At 48.6% G+C, this 19,209-nt stretch carries 14 protein-coding genes and 1 pseudogene; 12 read left to right on the plus strand and 3 right to left on the minus strand.

Features of this window, described 5'->3' with window-relative positions; translation table 11 throughout:
- Positions 1-200: 200 nt before the first annotated feature.
- From ACOMG9_RS11010 to ACOMG9_RS11035, 6 genes and pseudogenes are all read left to right on the plus strand, one after another.
- A complete protein-coding gene (locus tag ACOMG9_RS11010; protein WP_494530251.1) occupies positions 201-1,895 on the plus strand; it encodes an L-lactate permease in 1,695 nt (564 codons plus the stop codon).
- A 50-nt stretch (positions 1,896-1,945) separates the two neighbouring features.
- Complete coding sequence (locus ACOMG9_RS11015; RefSeq protein ID WP_494530252.1) at positions 1,946-2,770, plus strand: (Fe-S)-binding protein; 825 nt, start codon at positions 1,946-1,948, stop codon at positions 2,768-2,770.
- Complete coding sequence (locus ACOMG9_RS11020; RefSeq protein WP_448216935.1) at positions 2,767-4,218, plus strand: LutB/LldF family L-lactate oxidation iron-sulfur protein; 1,452 nt, start codon at positions 2,767-2,769, stop codon at positions 4,216-4,218. Before ACOMG9_RS11015 ends, ACOMG9_RS11020 begins: the two co-directional genes overlap by 4 nt.
- The gene (locus ACOMG9_RS11025; protein ID WP_448216936.1) at positions 4,215-4,889 is read left to right on the plus strand and encodes a LutC/YkgG family protein; all 675 of its coding nucleotides are present in this window, start codon (positions 4,215-4,217) and stop codon (positions 4,887-4,889) included. Before ACOMG9_RS11020 ends, ACOMG9_RS11025 begins: the two co-directional genes overlap by 4 nt.
- Before the next feature lie 253 nt (positions 4,890-5,142).
- Positions 5,143-6,546 (plus strand): alpha-amylase family protein, encoded by a 1,404-nt coding sequence (locus ACOMG9_RS11030; RefSeq protein ID WP_494530253.1) that lies wholly within the window; start codon positions 5,143-5,145, stop codon positions 6,544-6,546.
- 846 nt (positions 6,547-7,392) lie between these two features.
- A pseudogene (locus ACOMG9_RS11035) lies at positions 7,393-8,835 on the plus strand (ISNCY family transposase).
- Between the two features lie 832 nt (positions 8,836-9,667).
- Here the strand turns inward: ACOMG9_RS11035 and ACOMG9_RS11040 are convergent.
- Positions 9,668-10,123 carry an IS66 family transposase gene (locus ACOMG9_RS11040; protein WP_494530254.1) on the minus strand — a complete coding sequence of 152 codons (456 nt, stop codon included), beginning with the start codon at positions 10,121-10,123 and terminating at the stop codon, positions 9,668-9,670.
- On the minus strand, positions 10,120-10,677 hold the full coding sequence (locus ACOMG9_RS11045) for an IS66 family transposase (RefSeq protein ID WP_494530389.1): 558 nt from the start codon (positions 10,675-10,677) through the stop codon (positions 10,120-10,122). The genes ACOMG9_RS11040 and ACOMG9_RS11045 overlap by 4 nt, the downstream gene beginning before the upstream one ends.
- Positions 10,678-11,487: 810 nt before the next feature.
- Between ACOMG9_RS11045 and ACOMG9_RS11050 the strand changes: the two genes are divergently transcribed.
- Positions 11,488-12,507: an integrase domain-containing protein gene (locus tag ACOMG9_RS11050; RefSeq protein ID WP_494530255.1), complete on the plus strand. Its 1,020-nt coding sequence runs from the start codon at positions 11,488-11,490 to the stop codon at positions 12,505-12,507.
- Positions 12,508-12,604: 97 nt separating this feature from the next.
- On the opposite strand, the gene ACOMG9_RS11055 is transcribed toward ACOMG9_RS11050, so the two are convergent.
- Positions 12,605-12,730: a hypothetical protein gene (locus ACOMG9_RS11055; protein WP_257253224.1), complete on the minus strand. Its 126-nt coding sequence runs from the start codon at positions 12,728-12,730 to the stop codon at positions 12,605-12,607.
- A 248-nt stretch (positions 12,731-12,978) separates the two neighbouring features.
- Here ACOMG9_RS11055 and ACOMG9_RS11060 point away from each other — a divergent pair, with 248 nt between their 5' ends.
- From ACOMG9_RS11060 to ACOMG9_RS11080, 5 genes are all read left to right on the plus strand, one after another.
- Positions 12,979-13,959: a recombinase RecT gene (locus ACOMG9_RS11060; RefSeq protein ID WP_448216474.1), complete on the plus strand. Its 981-nt coding sequence runs from the start codon at positions 12,979-12,981 to the stop codon at positions 13,957-13,959.
- 11 nt (positions 13,960-13,970) lie between these two features.
- A complete protein-coding gene (locus tag ACOMG9_RS11065) occupies positions 13,971-15,020 on the plus strand; it encodes a lambda-exonuclease family protein (RefSeq protein ID WP_494530256.1) in 1,050 nt (349 codons plus the stop codon).
- 96 nt (positions 15,021-15,116) lie between these two features.
- Positions 15,117-16,121, plus strand: coding sequence for an AAA family ATPase (locus ACOMG9_RS11070; RefSeq protein ID WP_494530257.1), 1,005 nt, complete (start codon positions 15,117-15,119; stop codon positions 16,119-16,121).
- On the plus strand, positions 16,118-17,095 hold the full coding sequence (locus ACOMG9_RS11075) for a DUF3150 domain-containing protein (protein WP_494530258.1): 978 nt from the start codon (positions 16,118-16,120) through the stop codon (positions 17,093-17,095). Before ACOMG9_RS11070 ends, ACOMG9_RS11075 begins: the two co-directional genes overlap by 4 nt.
- A 94-nt stretch (positions 17,096-17,189) precedes the next feature.
- A complete protein-coding gene (locus ACOMG9_RS11080) occupies positions 17,190-18,941 on the plus strand; it encodes a vWA domain-containing protein (protein ID WP_494530259.1) in 1,752 nt (583 codons plus the stop codon).
- Positions 18,942-19,209 lie beyond the last annotated feature (268 nt).

Genomic DNA, 19,209 nt, shown 5'->3' on the forward strand with positions numbered 1-19,209 from the left:
TATTAGCCCTTGGTGGTATTGGAACCGCCTCGATCTGTAGTTGCAAGATCTTTATTCAAATGAACAAAAATTAACATTTATTCATTGACAGTGATCATACATGATCATTACTCTGCGTGAAAATTGGGTAATTGGTAAGACCAATCCTTTTTTTAAGTGTTTTGTTGACTGCAAAATTAGTATAAGAGAGGTAACCTCCCATGAGTCTAGGTGTTCAGGCTTTGTTGGCTTTTGCTCCCATTCTTGTCACCGCTGTTCTGCTGCTTGGCTTTCGCCTGCCAGCCAGAACTGCGATGCCTGCAGTCTTTCTAATAACGGCAGGTATTGCTGTGTTTGCCTGGGATGTTTCATTTAAACGTGTCATGGCTTCCTCGCTGCAGGGGCTTGTCTTTACCATTGCTGTGCTCTGGATAATCTTTGGTGCAATTCTGCTGCTGAATACACTCAAACATTCCGGCGCAATAACTGCTATCAGGGCTGGCTTTGTGGGGATTACGCCAGATCAGCGTATTCAAGCCATCATTGTCGCCTGGCTATTTGGTTCGTTTATCGAAGGTGCATCGGGCTTTGGTACTCCAGCGGCTATCGCAGCGCCTCTTCTGGTTGCGATAGGCTTTCCGGCACTGGCCGCCGTTATGGTCGGCATGATGATTCAAAGTACACCAGTGTCGTTTGGTGCTGTGGGTACACCCATTATTATTGGGGTAAACAAAGGTCTGGATACCCAGACGATTGGTGAGCAACTGGTGGTTCAGGGGGGCAGCTGGGACGCCTTCTTGCAGCTGATTACCAGTGAAGTTGCCATCATCCACGCAGTAGTCGGCACATTGATGCCTCTGTTCATGGTAATGATGATGACCCGCTTCTTCGGACAAAATAAATCCTGGAGAGAAGGTTTACAGATTCTGCCATTTGCTATTTTTGCCGGTCTCTCATTCACCATTCCCTATGTCTTCACTGGCATTTTTCTGGGTCCTGAATTCCCGTCTCTGCTTGGTGGGCTGATAGGTCTGTCAGTCGTCACAACAGCGGCTAAAGCTGGCTTCCTGATGCCAGAGAAAGTATGGCAGTTTGCACCGGCTGAAAAGTGGCCTGTTGAGTGGACAGGGAAACTGGAAATCAAACTGGACAGCTTAAGTGCTAACAGGGACATGTCCCTCTTAAAAGCCTGGATGCCTTATGTACTGGTTGCAGTCCTGCTTGTTCTTAGCCGCACCAGTGACAATGTTAAAGCCTTCACCCAATCTGTTTCTTTAAGCTTCAGCAATATTCTGGGAGAAGCGGGTATAAGTGCCAGCATTCAACCTTTTTATCTACCCGGAGGAATACTGGTAGCAGTGGTATTATCTACAATTTTCTTACATCGTATTTCCCTAAAAGATATGAGAGCGGCTGTTGGGGAATCTACAGGTACTCTGCTGGGAGCAGGTTTTGTACTCATGTTCACGATTCCTATGGTTCGCATACTGATTAATTCTGGTGTGAATGGTGCAGGCCTCAGCAGTATGCCCGTGGCTATGGCCAGCTTTGTGGCAGACACTTTTGGTAGCGTTTACATGGTCTTTGCGCCGACTGTTGGCGCACTGGGTGCTTTCATTTCTGGATCCAATACTGTCAGTAACATGATGTTGTCTCAGTTCCAGTTTGGTGTGGCCGAAGCTTTGAGTGTTTCTGGTGCCATGATAGTGGCAATGCAGGCTGTTGGGGCTGCAGCAGGTAACATGATTGCCATCCACAATGTGGTGGCTGCCTCTGCTACAGTTGGTTTACTGGGGCGTGAGGGCGCAACTCTGAGAATGACCATCCTGCCCACCATCTACTACGTGATATTTGCCGGTATTCTGGGCGCATTAGCTGTGACCACTTTTGGAATCACTGATCCTCTGGTCAAATGACCAGAAATTCGGAGCCAGACTGCCTGGCTCCTGTTGTCGAGGTTTTCTGTATGTCTGAACTTTACGTGAATGCTATGGGCGACAGCAGTCAGCAACCCACATCCAGTCCCCGCAAAAAAAGAGTCTACCCTTCACCGCCTGAGACAGTGTATTTATACGGAACCTGTCTTGTTGATCTGTTGCAGCCTGAAGCGGGTCTTGATGCTTTAAAGCTGCTGGAGAGAGAAGGCATCAAGGTTGTGTTTGCAGAACAGCAAACCTGCTGCGGCCAACCCGCCTATGCCTCCGGATACGATGATGAAGCCCGTGAGGTGGCCCGTCTACAGATGGGCATCATGCCAGAAGATTGGCCGGTTGTGATTCTGTCCGGTTCCTGTGGTGGCATGATGAATCAGCATTACCCCAAACTCTTTGCTGGCCACCCTGAAGAACAGCAGGCTCTGAAGTTTGCAGACAGGGTGTTTGAATTCACCGAATTCCTTGTGCATGTACTGGATTATCAGCCAGAAGATAAAGGTAAGTCGGAAATGGTCGCCGTTCATACTTCCTGCGCTGCACGAAGAGAGATGAATGTTCATCAAACCGGCTGGGCTTTGATTGATACTCTCACCAATGTTACCCGCGTTACCCAGGATCACGAATTTGAGTGCTGTGGATTTGGCGGTTCCTTCTGTGTGCGTTACCCGGATATTTCCGGCGCTATGGTAAACGACAAAGTAAAAGCTATTTCTGATACCGGAGCAGACCGGCTGGTGAGTGCAGACTTTGGTTGCCTCATGAATATAAACGGTGCCCTCGAGTTCCAGCAAAAGGAAATGAGAGGAGAACATTTTGCCTCTTATCTCTGGGAACGGATCGGAGGTGACAATCTATGAACGAACGCATTCCGGCCCGGAACCTGAGCTTTGACGAGCGGGTTGAACGTGATCTGAATAATCCACTGCTGCGCACCAACTTCCGGGAAGCCATGGACTTCCTGATGGATAAGCGAAGTGATCGCTTTACTGATGATCAGCAGCTGCAGAGCTTGCGTGATCTTGGGGCAAGCATTCGCAAGAGAGCGCTGTCAAAACTCCCAGATTTGCTCGAGCAGCTGGAAATGAAATTACGTGAGAATGGCGTTCGTGTGCACTGGGCTGAAACGCCTGAGCAGGCGAATCAGATTGTTCTGGATATTGCCCGGCATCACGGTGCTAAAACCATGATCAAAGGCAAATCGATGGTCAGTGAGGAGACTGAGTTAAACGAATTTCTTGGGCATGAAGGCATCACTCCGGTAGAAGCAGATATGGGGGAATATATTCTTCAGTTGGCTGGGGATAAGCCTTCTCATATTGTGATGCCCGCCATTCACAAGACTAAAGGAGACATTGCTCAACTGTTTGAGGAAAACCTGGACGAGTGTGAATACACAGAAGACGTTGATGAGCTGATTCAGGCTGCCCGCAAAGAACTACGAAAACGCTTTCACGAAGCGGATATTGGGCTCACCGGCGTAAATTTTATGGTGGCTGAAACGGGTACACTTGTTCTGGTTGAGAATGAGGGCAATGGTCGCATGGCCACCACTGTGCCAAAAATCCATATTGCCATGACCGGCATAGAAAAGGTTATTGAATACCTGGACGACCTGCCGCCTTTGCTGACTCTGCTGACCAATTCGGCCACCGGTCAGCCGATAACCACTTATGTGAATATGATTTCTTCTCCCCGTAAAGGCAGGGAAGACGGGCCAAAAGAAGTGCATCTGGTTTTGCTGGATAATGGTCGCAGCATTCCCTACGCCGACCAGGAAATGCGGCAAACTTTACAGTGTATTCGTTGTGCTGCCTGCATGAATCACTGCCCGGTTTACGCACGCCTGGGAGGCCATGCCTATGGCACCACTTACCCTGGCCCGATAGGTTCAATACTTTCTCCTCATCTGCTGGGCCTGGAAGAAACCAGAGACTTACCCAGTGCTTCCACTCTGTGCGGTGCCTGCTCAGAAGTCTGCCCGGTACGTATTCCAATTCCCGATATACTCAGACGACTGCGCCATGAGGGAGTCCGTAAACTCAAGAAAGGGGAAAAGGCGGTTATTCGCGGCCAGGGTGCCAAGTACACCCATACAGAAAAAGCGGTCTGGCTCAGTTGGAGTAAGCTCTACAGCTCGCCTGCCCTCTATAGAGGTTTTGTACTTTCAGCCACACTTCTCAGGGGCCTTACGCCATCGAAAATGAAAGGCTGGACAGATTTTCGAGCGTCTCCCCAACCTTCAAAGAGAAGCCTGCACAGTCTGGTAAAGCAATACAAAAAACAACAGGAAGGCGCTGAGCAATGAGTACTGGCATTGAATCCAGAACCAATATTTTAAATCGCCTGCGCAAGGGGTCAGGCAAAGACCCAAGTCTTTCTCTGGCTGACGATTGTGGGCAGACAGCTTGTTATGATTGGGATAAGAGTCAGCGCATGCAGAATTTTATTAATGCTATGACTGCGGTAAAAACAGAAATTCACCTCACCACTGAAGCGCTTTGGCCAGAACTTCTTACCGTGATACTCTCTGAGAAAAACATCAACAGCTTACTGGTGTCTTCCGAGAAAGAAACCGGTAGGCGTATGGCAACCCATAAATCCGTTGTTGAATCCGGGTTAATTTTGCAAACCGTGCCAGACGACCCGTTAAGCCTGAAGGACGAACTGTTCTTTGATATTCCGGCAACACTGACAACCTGCCGAAGTGCCATTGCCGAGACTGGCAGCCTGGTTATTTGGCCTGATGAGTTTGAGCCCCGGGCAATGTCGTTAGTCCCGCCTGTCCACTTTGTCCTGCTAAAAGCAAAACATATATATAGTACCCTGGCCGATGTTATTAGGCAGGAAGGCTGGGCCACAGGAATGCCTACCAATGCTTTACTGATTTCCGGACCATCCAAAACTGCAGATATTGCCCGCATTCTCGCTTACGGTGCCCATGGTCCGCGTGAACTCATTGTCCTGCTGGTGGAGTAGGTAGCTTGTTGTCCTGCTAATGAGGTATAAGAGAGAACAACTGAGCGTTGCTGTGACCGGTTCTCATCTTCATTCGCGTAAGACCTTCAACGGCTTGGGGGGCTTACGCGAATTGAGGATGAAGATGCTAAGAATCTGTTGCTTTGCGATGGGAAATCCAGATAATTTTTCCTCTCACATAGGGTTATTGCTCAGCTCTGAGCCTTAACTCCATTCTTCAACACTCATTTCCTTCGATCATGTTGGTTTCATCATGCATCAATTCATACGTCACATCACCTGTTTTTTTCTCTTCCTGCTCACTCTCCAAGAAAGTAGCGCCGACGTCATTCTTCATGCTTTCAACTGGAAATACTCGGAAGTCAGCGAGAAAGCTCATGAGCTATCCAAGCTGGGGTACAAGATGGTGCTGGTATCCCCTCCACTGAAAAGCACCGGTAAAAAATGGTGGGCCCGGTATCAGCCGCAGGACTACCGTGTGATAGAAAACCCTTTGGGTGACACTAATGACTTCAAGCAGATGCTTAATGCCCTTAAACGTTATGGTTTGGTCGTATATGCTGACATCGTCCTGAATCACATGGCTAACGAAGCTTCTGAAAGGAGTGATCTTAATTATCCCGGGCAAAAAATCCTTACACAATATACAGTCAGCCCTGCGAAGTACTCCTCCCTGAGGCTTTTTGGCGATCTGAGCAAGAACCTCTTCTCTGCCCCGGACTTTAACCCTTCAAAATGCATCAATAACTACAACTCGCCTTATGAGGTTCAAAACTGGCGGCTTTGTGGCGTACCTCCAGATCCGGGTCTGCCCGATCTGGTGAACAATGACTGGGTTGTTGAGCAGCAACAGAACTATCTCAGGAGTTTGCGTGACATGGGGGTCAGGGGCTTCAGGATTGACGCAGCGAAGCATATACCTCTTGAGCATGTAAATCAGGTCATTACAGCTGACATCAGGCATGGCATGCACATATTTGGAGAGATCATTACCAGTGGTGGAAAGGGAAGCCCTGAGTATGACAGGTTTCTGAAACCATACCTGGATGGTACAGGTTTTGCCGCTTATGATTTCCCGCTATTCAGTAGCCTCTACAATGCTTTCAAAATCGGTGGTAGCCTGAACCTTCTTGTTGATCCCCTTGCCTATGGTCAGGCTCTTCAGTCAGGAAGAGCAATAACTTTTGTTACTACGCATGACATTCCGAATAACCAGGGCTTTCGTTACCTGATCATGGACGAGACTGATGAGCAGTTGGCCTATGCCTATATCATGGGACGTGATGGAGGAGTTCCCCTGGTGTTCTCCGATCATAACGAGAGCGGGGATAATCGCTGGGTAGATGCATACAAGTCCAGCACCTTAAAAGCCATGCTCGAATTTCACAGAGCCAACCAGGGGCTACCAATGAGAATAATAGGGCAGGGTGATTGTTTTCTTCTGTTTAGCCGAGGTGAGCCAGACGCCGCTGCGGTGGTCGGTATCAACAAGTGTGAACATGGCCAGGAGTATTGGGTAAATACGGAGGAGTACAAATTCTTCTGGCATCAAACTTACTTTGATGTCATCGAACCTGCTGACACATTCATAGTAAACAGCCAATGGCATAGGCTATACATACCGGGGCGTAGGGCTAAAATGTGGATGCGGCGGTGATGATCTAACACGATAAGAACTTTTGACTGGCGCATTGCTGAAGTGCATTGTTAAAGGTACAACCAGACGAAAAAAAACGCCAATCTTGCGATTGACGTTTCCAGAGAAGCTTTGAAATGGCGTCAGCCTGTTGTTGGCCTTCCTTGCATGCATCTTGCAAGCAAGTCCTTTGCTCCCCCCCCCTTGTCCATTAGTTGTAGTTTCCCAAACCTGTCTGGTTTTCATCATCTGTGGTTATACCTGATTTTCTTCGGCCAACCTGGTTCGATCCGGCTAATTTTTGCTGAAAGTCGCCAGATGCCTTCATGAGCTGCATTAAAAAGATAATGAAATTACCTGGGACAGGTCTGTTGAATGCCTGCTTCTGTCATAGCCCTGCATGATTTACCTGCGGTGTGGGGTTTTGTGTAAGGAGGTTCGATTCGTAACAGATGGCTGCCCGTAATCCACCAATCTATAGATACTGTAAGTTTTCTAATGATTCGCAATCCACTGGGATTCCTTGAATTCTACATATTGGCACGCAGTATGCTGCATTCTACTTGCACGGCAAGCTCAGACCCGTTCCAGGAGGGATGTAATGGCCAAGGATGGCCACCAATAATAATTACAGCCGGGAAACCTGAGATATTTCAAGCCCTGCCAGCCAGGGCTTAGTTTTCTTAACATAGTCATAAGCGACTAGAGCCGGGTGTGGATTGTCTGGAAAAGCGATTATTTATTCAGGCTGGAGTCAGAAAGCGTTCCTATCTAGGTGCCTGTCCGAAAACCCTCAACCACTTGAAAACATAGGCTTATAGCCCAATATAAGGAACGAAGATTTTCCACAACGAGCCGTTTCCACTTGTGCGCCAAACCATCAACTCACAAATGCAGCTGGGAGATGTTGACATCTCTGCCATCACATTCAACCTCAGGTCAAGGGACGATATTCCTCGATTGCTGTTGGCATTGCAGCATATCTGGACAAATATCGAGTTGAGGAACCAGGTTTTCCAACTACTTGAGAACGTGATTTCTGCTGATCACAATAACGGACGGCCTGGAATGGACCTATGGCACATATTGGTCTTTGGCGCCTTGCGACTGGTCATCAACTGTGATTACGATCGACTTCTGGAGCTGGCTAATGAGCATGGAACCCTTCGAAAAATGCTGGGCCATGGGCCTTATTGCGAGCACCAGTACAAACTGCAAACCCTGCAAGACAACATTGCTTTGTATACGCCGGAAATCCTTGATCAAATCAATCAGGTCGTCGTCAATGCCGGTCACCAGCTGGTAAAAAAAAGAAGAAGAGCGGCTATGCGCCCGCGCTGACTTGTTCGTCGTAAAAACCAATGTTCACTTTCCGACGGATATCAACCTGCTCAGGGATGCCACGCGCAAGATGATAGAGTGGGCAACCACTCTGTCTTCGGAGCATCATGAAAGCCTGTGGCGGCAGAGCCGCTATTTGCAGGAGCAGCATAAGAAGCGATTTCACAAAGCCCGCAACCTTAAACGATCCACCTCGACCAACGAAGCGCTTCGGGATGCCCGGCAGAATGATATTAAGCGGCCCATGCCGACTATGTTGCCTACAGCCAGAAGCTTATTAGCAAGGCAGAAGTCACCTTAAAGCTCCTGAGAGCACGTACGCCGGGAGACGTGCGGCTAAAAGAACTGGAACGTTGGGTAAAAGATTCGGACTACCAGTGTCAGCTGATTGTCCGTCGTGTATTGAACCATGAAAGCATCCCTCATAATGAGAAGGTTTTTTCTTTGTTCGAACGTCATACCGAATGGATCAGCAAAGGTAAGGCTGGAACCCCTGTAGAGCTTGGCCTCAGAGTCTGCGTATTGCAGGATCAGTTTGGCTTTACCCTGCATCATCTGGTCATGGAAAAACAGACAGACGACCAAGTGACTGTACCTATTGCGGAAGGTGCCAAACAGCGATTTCCTCAGTTATCACAGGTCAGTTATGACCGAGGTTTCTGGTCAAAAGAAAACCTTGAAAAACTGGAAGAATTACTCGACCGGGCCGTGTTGCCGAAAAAAGGCAGGTGGTCAGAACAGGACAGGCTCCGTGAGCGACACCCGGAGTTTATCAGGGCAAAAAGGAAGCACTCCGCTGTAGAGTCTGATATTAATGCCCTCGAACAGCATGGGCTGGACCGATGCCCGGATACTAGCATTGATGGCTTCCGTCGTTATGTGTCGCTGGCAGTTCTGGGAGCCAATCTGCATCGATTGGGTACCTTGCTGCAAAAGCAGGCAGCCCAGACAAGTAAAAAAGCCGCCTGAAAAGAGAAACAGGTTTGTTGGCAACCAGATTCACCTTTGGGTGAGGCTGCCCTGTGCTCAAAAATCGGAAAGTTGTTCATAAAATGAACAGAAATTAATCAAAAAGTAGCACCCACAAATGAGTAGGCTAAATTTTAATCAAAAAATTTTGGCTGCTGCCTGCTGAATCGGATTACTTGTGGGTTTTCGGGCAGGCACTAAATAGCAGCCGAATAGCGCATTTACTGTACGACATATGGTATTGCACTAGTTTCTGTTCGATCGTAAGGCGTCAATGACTCTCTTCGGGTGTCATGAACACATTTGTACAGGAATCGGGGGTAATTCAGGCTTTGATTTTGGGGTGCTTGAAATGCAGCACAACTTTTAAAGTGAAGGCATAAAAAAGCCACTACTAAGAGTGGCAGCGGTCGGGTTTCTTACAATGTCCTGTGTGGCAGCAATGCTCAGAAGACCCATCCTAAAGACTAACAGTAGAAAAGATGTCAGCTTTAGCTAGAAAATATTTGCATTTGTTTAGAATAAATAATGCTTAGGCTGGTTCAGTTGATATGAACTTTTTACGCATAAATTTCCTTGACAGCTCCACCCGGTGGGAGCGGTAGAACAGGTGAAATATAATGGCGTCGGCTGTCGTTTTTATCAATAATATATACACCGCTTGATGATGGGTAGCTGTGAAGTGGTGATCAGTGCTTTAGGGCCGTTGGAGACTTTTTGGTAGTAAGCGCCAAATAAAGCAGCGTACTGGCTCCCACCCCAAGATTTCTTATTCTTTGCCTGTCTTAACATTCCAGGGGAGAAGCTGTTCCAGTTTCTCAACGGTATCGGCTTAAGGCAGCTCTTTTAAAATATGGTTCAGGTAATCGAAAGGCTCCAGACCATTCACCTTTGCGCTTTCAATCAGGCTGTAGAAAAGGGCACTGGCTTGCGCCCCTTTTGGCGTGTCTGCAAACATCCAGTTCTTGCGGCCAATAGCGAAGGGGCGGATGGTATTTTCCGCTGCGGCATTACTGATATCCAGGTGGTCGTTGTCACAGTAAACGACCAGTTTTGGCCATTGGTTCAATGCATAGCTCATGGCTTGGTGCGACAGGCTGCCCGGGTCTAGCCTGGTTATGTTTTTCTCCAGCCATACATGAAAGTCGTCCAGTAGCGGCTTACTCTTTTGCTGACGCAGGATGGCTTTTTCTGATGGAGGAAGATCTCCTATTTCTTTCTCAATGGCGTAAAGCTTACCGATTTTGCCTAAAGCGACATTCGCCTTGCTAACGCGGGTGTTTTTCACCTTTTTGCCCGGTTTGGCTTCGCCCTCCTGGCATCCAGAAATTTCCTGCGAACGTGGTCGAAGCAACCCGCCTGGGTGATGCCTTCTTGTTTGCATACAGCGTCGTAAATGGCATACCCGTCAGTTTGCAGGTAACCGCTGAACCCTTCGAACAGACGCAGGGGAACCTCCTTGCCTTTTGAGGGATCGTATTCAAACACCACCGATGTTTGTCCGGGTGGCCCATCAAGGCTGACCCACATATATTTGTCAGAGTTGATGGACTTGCTGGTTTCCTTGATCACCTGAATTCGGGTTTCGTCAGCATGGATCACCGAACCGGTCTTTTGATGATCTCTCATCAAATTGATGAGTGGCCGCAGTTCTGTAGACAGCCGAATCAAAGAGTTGGCCATCGTCGTCCGGGTGACAGAGCCACCGTATCGCCTGAGGATATTCTCTTGCCTGTACAAAGGCAGTGCGTCGCAGTACTTGGAGACAATGATCCAGGCCAGTGTGCAAACAGAGAGTGAAGATTTGGGCAGTGGGTGTTTTGGCAGCTTTGCAACTTTAATCTGTTTTGAAAATCAATTTTATGTGCAGAAATTGCTTTGTATCATGCACTGGGCAATCTGCCCGAGCCAGAAATGCTCCACAGATTTTGCCGACGAGGCAAAAAACTATGCCTATTCTTTGGACTATTGAATTTCAGACTGCCATAGCTTGGGAAGACTTGAGCTTCATATTGGCAGGCTTTTGTTTCTGTAATGGATGGAGAAACTAAAGTTTCAACGTTAACTATTACAGAAACTCGAACTGCCGTGAGGCAACGACTACTCTTCGCGAGTCATTCCACTCAGCAGCTTCTCTGCTGCAATGACGCCAGAGCTTTATCACTCTGGCCACCAGGTTGTTCTGCTCATCAGAATAACTTGTCGCACTTGCTGCCCATTTTTTAGAGCGTGGATATCTGTGTTTGCCATCACCCATTACATCGGGTCACAGGTAAGTGCGCACTGAAATCCGGTTACAGCGCATTTTCAAAAAGCCGTTTCAAGAGACCCTTTCTGGATATATTGGCATCCGTAGCCTACAGCCAGACCAGTGTCTTTTATCGGCACTTTCTGATGATTTTATCAACTTTTTTATAAGCAGGCGAACGTGCTAAACCCGGCCATTCTTCAGTATTGGTTATAACAGCAACCGCCTCAGCTGCTGGCATCAGCAAAGCTCAGCTCTCTGGAGCAATGAGCGTCACTGCCCGCAACCCTTGCGTTACAGGCTGTCCCGTCTGGCCACTGCGTGATGTGGCTTCGAATTGAACTTTGTTTAGGGTTTCGGGACTGATTGTCCGATGTGCCAGATTGGGATGGAGGGGTAGAGCTGTGTCTCATTTTTTAATCCGTAACGGCCATAATTTTGGTTTTGGCCGACAGTTGTCTTATGCCGGGCGTAATGCACTCAGGGCAATGATGCCGGGTCAATTTTGTACGGTGGCCACCCACTCTGAGCGATGGAAACAGTTTTGTGCCTGGTGTCAGACCCGAAATATTTGTGAAGCCCATCAGGTGAATAACCAGACATTGAAGCACTACGCCGTTTACCTGCGGGCAAGGCTGGAAGGGCAGGGCAAGCCATTATCTGTTGCCACAGCACAGAATCTGCTGTCTACCTGCAATGTGGTTCTGAAGGCGCTGCGAGACAATGAAGATATAAGGATTAAACCCTCTGAGGCTCTACAGGTGAACCGGGAGAAAATTCGCACTGAACCACCAGAGCTAAGGAGGGATAAGTTGGCACAGGCACAAGCCGAGTTAATTTTGAAAGGTCAGGAGCGAATAGCAACTGTTTTAGGTCTGTGTCGAGAACTTGGGCTGCGTTCCCGAGAAGCTGTATTGCTTGATTGCCGCAGGGCACTTGAGCAAGACAAAGCCTGCGGAAAAATCGATATTGAGCGAGGTACAAAAGGTGGACGTGGCAAATCGACGTCTACCAGTCCTTCACGGGTTGAACGGTGGGTGCCAGTATACGGCAATGCACGTATAGCCTTGTTTCAAGCAGCCAAATTACAGGGTGACAACGACTGCCTGATGCCTGTCGGTAAAAAGCTTGAAGATTTTTTGGCTCTGGTGCGAATGCACAGCGGTCCGGTTCTCAAAAAGTATGGGCTGAATAACCGGCATGATCTCAGGGCGGCCTACGCTTGTGAACAATATCAACAAATTACAGGTTGTTCTGCACCTGTTTTATCAAGTGGTATCAACATTGATAAACACGGTGATCTTCAAGCCCGAAAGGCTATCGCTGATCTGCTAGGCCATCATAGAAGCATTGTGGTCTCATCCTACATTGGCAGTAATCAGCGAGATAGAAGCAAAGGGCAACTGCTGAAAAAGCGATGTTGAATTAGCGATCATGTGTCCTATAGTTACCACTCCTCTTTGGAATATGATCTATGGCGTAGTGACCTCATCCTTAATGAGAGCGCTACAACGGTAATGATCAGAATACGATCTCACAGGTCAGTGTGTTTTGCAGATCCGGCAGATAAAACACGCGCAGCGGTGAGGTGGTTGTCACAGGGAAGTGGCATTCCGGAATCAGCCTGTCAGCTTTGCGATCGGGCATTCAGAGCATCAATTTTCTACTGACGGTAGCAGGCGAAGTCTGTATCCGTATCTGTCGGTCACTTCGGTGATCCACCTATGTCGTATGAGCTTCTGGCTTCGCCAGAATCTTATTCGTGCCTCACGGCAACTGCTCCTGCGTTGCCCTAGCTCCGGCATCCGTGCCGTCGTGCATGGCAGAATTTCTCTGTCATGCGGGGAAGTTCTGTCTTGCATCTTGTTTTTCAGGAAAGTGAGAGAGAACTTCTTATGAATCATTCTTGTGTTGTTAATGATAGTGGCAGTGCCAACGATCTGGTGGCTCGTTTTGCGGAACGCTATGGCTTCCGTGAAGATGAGTTGCTGAATACTTTGGCGCAGACTGCGTTTCGACAGCAGAACGGCAGCGTTCCCACCCGGGAGCAAATGCTGTCTTTGCTGGCAGTGGCAGACAGCTATGGTTTGAACCCATTTATCCGGCAGGTGTGGGCTTTATCCGACAGAAAAGGTGGAGTATTGCCTGTGATATCTGTCGATGGTTGGGTTTGTATCATGAACTCGTATCCAGAAAGTGATGGGATTGAATTCGGTTATCCCGATGAACTTATCCAGTTCGATGAGGATATGAAACCCTGCCATCCCTGGATTGAGTGCACGGTTCACCGTAAAGATCGGGAACATGCGATTCGGGTACGTGAGTATCTTGATGAGCTGTACCGGCCTGCAGTGATAAAGAATGGCAAGAAATTTCCTGGCCCCTGGCAGACTTGTCCTAAGCGAATGCTTCGCCATAAGTCTCAGATTCAGGCCATTCGGATTTCCTATGGTCTCAGCGGATTATTTGAACCGGATGAAGCTGAACGGTTACTGGAAACCCAGATGGGTGATCCTGTGCCTGATCTGCGGGAGTCTGAGTCAAAGCTGGCAGAAGCAGCGGGCAAGAAAGTGAAGGAAAATGCTGGGCTTGTGTCGCCTGAACCGGATGTTCAGGATGACACGCTGGCTGAGATAGCAGGGGAGTTATTACCAGCGAAAGCCATTATTGGTGATGAAGTGCCTGAGCCCAATGGTCTTGAACCACAGGTTGTGTCGTTTATTGAACAGATTGTGGAACGAGCCAGGGGAACAGGAGCTTTTACCGCCGCTCAGGGTTTTGCCCAGGAGCGGTTTAAGGAAGATGGTAATGCTCTGAATTACTGCCTGTTCCGGCTGGATGTGGCGCAAGCCGAATCAGCAGAACAGGCTGTTTAAGGTGATTTGTGATGAAGCAGATCAATCTTGAGCAACGATCCAGGGAATGGTTCGACTGGAGAAGCTGTGGCGTCACAGCCAGTGATGCTGCTGTGATTCTCGGGCAATCGCCTTATAAATCTCGTTGGCAGCTTTGGTGTGAAAAGAAAGGTGCAGAGAAATCAGGGATTCTGAAGGAACCGGATTTATCTTTAAACCCTCATGTTCAACGCGGGATTGAGGATGAAGACGACGCAAGGATTCGGATGGAAGAAGCGTTGGGTGATGCGCCGCTCTTGCCCGTTTGTGGAGAGTGGGAACAGAACCCAAGGCTGCGTGCCAGTTTTGACGGTATGACCAGGGACGGTATTCCGGTAGAACTGAAAGCGCCAAGTGAAAAAGTCTATCAGGATGTGAAGACTTTGAAGGGGCAGTCGGAAGGCTATCGACGCGCATTTGCACAAGTGCAGTTTCAGATGTTGGTTGCAGACTCTAATCGCGCCTGGCTCTGTTTTTATCGAAAAGGTAGGCCGATTCTTCCGGCCTGTATCAGCAGGGACGATCACCTGATTCAGCAGTTGCGGATGGAAGCAGAAGCTTTCTGGCAGCTTGTGGAAGATGGTGATGAGCCGGAGAAAGATCCGAATCTGGATGTTTATGTACCAGAAGGTCCGACGGAGCATGCGCATTGGCTCAAGCTGGCAATGGTCTATCGCCGTCGTCAGTATCGTCTCGATGAGTTGAAAGGGATGCTGGAAACCGGGAAGTCTCAACAGAAGCGGCTGCAACAGGAGTTGCAAAAGTTGATGGGAGCTTTCCGGGTAGCTGAGTCTGATGGTTTACGTATCTGCCGCAGTGAATGCAACGGTTCCATAGATTATCAGAAAGCGCTGGAAGCATTGTGCAAACAACACCAGCTGGCGTTGCCGGACCTTGATGCTTTTCGCCGCAAGGCGAGAGAACAGGTAAGGGTAACCTTGTTGGAAAAGAGAGTGGACGACAGAGAGTCAGAAATTGAAGTGTCTGAGAATGATCGGTTGATCTTAAACCCGACCGTCAGTCACCAGAACTTCTATTTCTGAATCCAATTTTCATTAACCCGAGTGGGGCAGTTGTTTTCCCCATCCGGGGGAGATTTCTGCCCTTTTTTTGTTTTATGAGAGTGCAGGATATTAACAATGGAAAATGATGCTCAGTCTGAGTCAGCTGGTTTGCAACCGGCATTTTATGAGCTGAATGAAACCTTCGATCTGGATTCCAATCAACTGATTCTGCTCGAAGGTTATAAGGAATGCGGGCATCCGGCAGTACCGGCTGTTCAGCCTTATGTATTTGACAGAGACCGGCTGCGGAAGCTGCTGGCGTTTTTGGATAATCCGGAGGGTGATGGCTTGTATTTGTGCGGTCCGACAGGGTGTGGGAAAACCAGTCTGGTTTCCCAGGCTGCTGCAAGGTTGCACTGGCCAGTGCAGATGGTGCCTGTTCATGGAAGGTTAGAGCTGGATGATTTGCTGGGGCAGAAAGTGTTGGATAAGGGATCAACTCCCTTCCAATATGGTGCCCTAAGTATTGCGGTAAAAGACGGTCATATTCTGATCCTGGATGAGATGGATGTGGCCGACCCGGCAGTACTTGCTGGCTTGTATGATCTGCTGGATGGTGCGCCTCTTGTATTGGCGCAAAACGGCGGAGAAATCATTCCGGTGCATCCACGATTCCGGTTTGTTGCCACCGGTAACAGTGCTGGAGCAGGGGATGGCAGTGGTCTGTATCAGGGCATATTAAGACAATCATTAGCCTGGTTGGATCGGTTTCGTGTGATTTTGGTGGATTATCCTGACGAATTCACAGAGCTGATGATTCTTAACCAGGTGGTGCCCGAGCTGCCCGTTGTCGTCAGAGAAAAGATGGTGAAACTCGCTAACGAGGTGCGTCGTCTGTTCACTGGTGATTCTGATGGAAGAGCTGGAGAAGGCGAATCGCAGCTCAGTGTCACTTTGTCCACTCGTGGACTGGCGCGCTGGGCAAGGTTATCACTCCGGTTTCAGGGTGCACCCAGAGTATTTGAGTATGCGCTGGAACAAGCCCTGACTGCCAGAGTGGAACCTGCGGAGCGACAGGCGATTCATCGGATTGGGCATGATGTATTCGGAGACTTGTGGTCTTCAGGAGTGGACTCATGACAGATCACGCTGTTGTAGACAAAGTTCTGGATCAAATGTCAGTGATTGCCCTGGACTGCTCCATCTGGTCGGGCGCTCGTCGTCTGAAACCAGAGGATTTGGTGCTGGGAAAAGGTGGTCAGTTGCCGTCTGATGAAGTGGTATCGCTGGGAAGCAAAAAACTGTGTAAACGGGAAGTGCTCAAGCCATTTCATCGTCTGAGAGATCAGGCGTGTCGGCTCTGTGGCAGAGAAGGAGTAAGGTTTCTGGGTGGTTATGCTGTGCCCGATCATTATGTTTCAGGATTAAGTCTGAAACTGGATCAGGTTCAGCAGGACTTTAACCAGGAAAAGAAGGTGTTTCTGACAGGCTATGACCAGCATATTCAGGAATGGGTGAGTGCCCATCCTGACTTTGCCGAAGCCATAAGAAGTGCCGTGCCGGATGCTCAGGATGTAGGTCAACGTTTTCATTTTGGTTACACGACTTACAAAGTAGTGGCATCGCCCCAACCGGAGAACCTGAATCAACAGGTAAACCAGTTGGGTGGCACACTGCGAGAAGAAATCAGCCGGGATGCTCAGGCTCTGTTTGAGCAGACCTTCAAAGGGAAAAACAAAGTCACCCGTAAAGCTCTGAATCCGATTCTTCGGCTCAGAGATAAACTGCACGGTCTGTCGTTTGTTGATCCCGGAATTTCGTCCATAGTGCAACGGCTGGATGCCGGGTTATCGCAATTGCCTAACAACGGAGCATTGCAAGGCGAAGTGCTGACTCAGTTGATGGAGCGGGTTTTACTGCTGTGTTCTGTGGAGCAAATGGAGCGTTGTGCGGAAGGTTTGACGGCTCTTGAACCTGTGAAGGTGCAGGATCAGGAAATGCCTCAAACCCAGTCGTCGGCATTAAATGAGATAGAGATTCAGGAAGAACCTCTTAAAGAGCAACGGGTTGTGATACCGGAGGAAACGATGTCTACAGCTACTTTCTACTTCTGAACCGGTTGGTGTAAGCCAGCCACCCCAAGCGGGACATAGTGCCCGCCGGGGCAGGAGCTATGTCCCTTTTCTTATGCATACGAGGTATTTGGATATGGCTCCTGTTTTACACAAAGCACTCCCAATTGTTGGCAGTGCATTGGGCAGAAAAATGGGTGTTCGGGTTGAAGTCTCTGGTCGTAAAGCGTGCACCGATGGTGAGTGCATCTGGATTCCAGCCTTTGACCCGCAGCGACGTGAACAGGAAACCCTTTGCTGGGGATTCTTGAGTCATGAGGCCGCCCATGTGCGTTACACGGATTTTGATCTGGACTATGAAGGCTCTGCTCTTCGGCACAGGCTGACTAACCTGCTTGAGGACATTCGGATCGAAAAAGCAATCAGCCAGGAATACCCCGGTGCTGGCTTTTCGCTCGCAGAAGTCATCCGGCAGTTAGTGGCTGAAGGTCGTGTAGGTGCACCAAAAAAGAGTGATCCACCTGTGAAAGTGTTAAACGACTCTTTATTGTCGATTCTGCGCTACGAGGTGCTGGGACAGATGGCTTTGGAGCAGGAAGCAGCGAAAGCCCGTGAAGTGATGAGTGACTGTTTTTCCAGACAATTACTGGATTCACTTGATGAACATTTGGTCAAGGTACCTGACTTGAAGAGCACGAGGGAAGCTTTGAGTCTGGCTGACCAGATCATCGCGTTGTTTCAGAATCTCAGCCATGAAAATTCTGAAAGCGAAGGTTCAGGTGAGGCAAGTGCGGAAAAAACAGAAAATGCGTCAGTAGATCAGGAAACCTATTCTCAGCATTCTGATACACAGGATCAGGAGGATAAATCAGATTCTGTGTCAGGTGATGATCTGGAATCCGATTCTGCGGAAGGAAAAGACAAAAAAACTGAGAATTTGTCAGGAAATGATGATCAATCTGTTTCAGCAAACGGAGAAGCTTCAGACAAGGCTGAAGACCCGTTTCTGAAACAAATCCTGGAGTCGTCTGATGTTGACTGGCCTGAAGGCCTCTACGAATCCGTGGCAGGTCAGCTTGAATGCTGGAGTTATAAGCAATCACCCAGATTGTCAGCAATAACTACGACACCTGGAATTGATGAAGTGTTCATAAATGATCAAAACAGAGAGGCCGCAAAGGATTTGCTCTGGAAGGTAAAGTCAGAATCCGCTCGTCTAGCTGCACAGCTAGCCGGACTGGTTCAGGCGCAAACTTTAACCAGAGATCGCATTGGCAAGCGAGGTATGAGAATCAATGGTAAACGGCTGCACAGGATAGCTCTGGACGATGGTCGTCTTTTTAAACGACGTTCAGAATCCATAGAAACCAACGCGACTGTTCATATTTCTCTCGATATCTCAGCGTCCATGGGCCCACGGATGGAACTGGCAAGGGAAGCGGTTCTGGCTTTGATAATGGCATTGAAGCCGATCAAAGGTGTCACTGTGACGGCTTCTGCCTATCCGGGCAACGTGTCTGACCGGGTATACCCAATAGTTTCAGGCAAGGATTCAGATCTGCGAATTGCAGGAATACTCTCTGCTCTGGACAGCCATGACTCAACCCCCATGGCCACAGGGTTGTGGCATGCAGTGCATCAGATTTGCCAGTCAAATGCCGAAAGGCGCTTGATCCTGATGATTACCGATGGGGCGCCGGATATTGATCACTATGATGCGGTGGTTGATCTGGTGAAACGTTGTGGGTATTCAGGGATAGATGTTGTGGGGCTGGGGATCAGTATTCAGCTACCAGAAGAGCTGTTCCCAAAAAGCCTGATGATTGAGCAGTTGTATCAGCTGAAATCTTCTCTGTTCGCTTTGACCAGGGACTGGCTGCTGCACTGAAACTAAAACGCTACTCACTGCTTTTTTGCTGTAGAGTGGCGTTTTCTTCCCGAGCAACTAAATCTTGCCATAAGACACGATCCGGAATTATTGCTTCTTTTTGGGCATGTTTGGGAACAAAAATTGAGCTTGGGAGTAATAAAAATTCACTCCCAAACACTTGCCCTAGTTATCTAACTCATTGATATAATTATCAAATACCATATCATGAAACTCATACCAAACCTCTTTAATAATGTAAAATTGAGCTTTAAACCTTTTCTTTTTA

This window comes from Endozoicomonas sp. PH6C (assembly GCF_059322965.1).

Coding starts and splice junctions, on each gene's coding strand:
- ACOMG9_RS11055 (WP_257253224.1), bottom strand. CDS start 12,730: ATGCCCGATCGCAAAGCTGACAGGCTGATTCCGGAATGCCACTTCCCT.
- ACOMG9_RS11080 (WP_494530259.1), top strand. CDS start 17,190: ATGGCTCCTGTTTTACACAAAGCACTCCCAATTGTTGGCAGTGCATTG.
- ACOMG9_RS11020 (WP_448216935.1), top strand. CDS start 2,767: ATGAACGAACGCATTCCGGCCCGGAACCTGAGCTTTGACGAGCGGGTT.
- ACOMG9_RS11060 (WP_448216474.1), top strand. CDS start 12,979: ATGAATCATTCTTGTGTTGTTAATGATAGTGGCAGTGCCAACGATCTG.
- ACOMG9_RS11030 (WP_494530253.1), top strand. CDS start 5,143: ATGCATCAATTCATACGTCACATCACCTGTTTTTTTCTCTTCCTGCTC.
- ACOMG9_RS11010 (WP_494530251.1), top strand. CDS start 201: ATGAGTCTAGGTGTTCAGGCTTTGTTGGCTTTTGCTCCCATTCTTGTC.
- ACOMG9_RS11075 (WP_494530258.1), top strand. CDS start 16,118: ATGACAGATCACGCTGTTGTAGACAAAGTTCTGGATCAAATGTCAGTG.
- ACOMG9_RS11025 (WP_448216936.1), top strand. CDS start 4,215: ATGAGTACTGGCATTGAATCCAGAACCAATATTTTAAATCGCCTGCGC.
- ACOMG9_RS11015 (WP_494530252.1), top strand. CDS start 1,946: ATGTCTGAACTTTACGTGAATGCTATGGGCGACAGCAGTCAGCAACCC.
- ACOMG9_RS11065 (WP_494530256.1), top strand. CDS start 13,971: ATGAAGCAGATCAATCTTGAGCAACGATCCAGGGAATGGTTCGACTGG.
- ACOMG9_RS11070 (WP_494530257.1), top strand. CDS start 15,117: ATGGAAAATGATGCTCAGTCTGAGTCAGCTGGTTTGCAACCGGCATTT.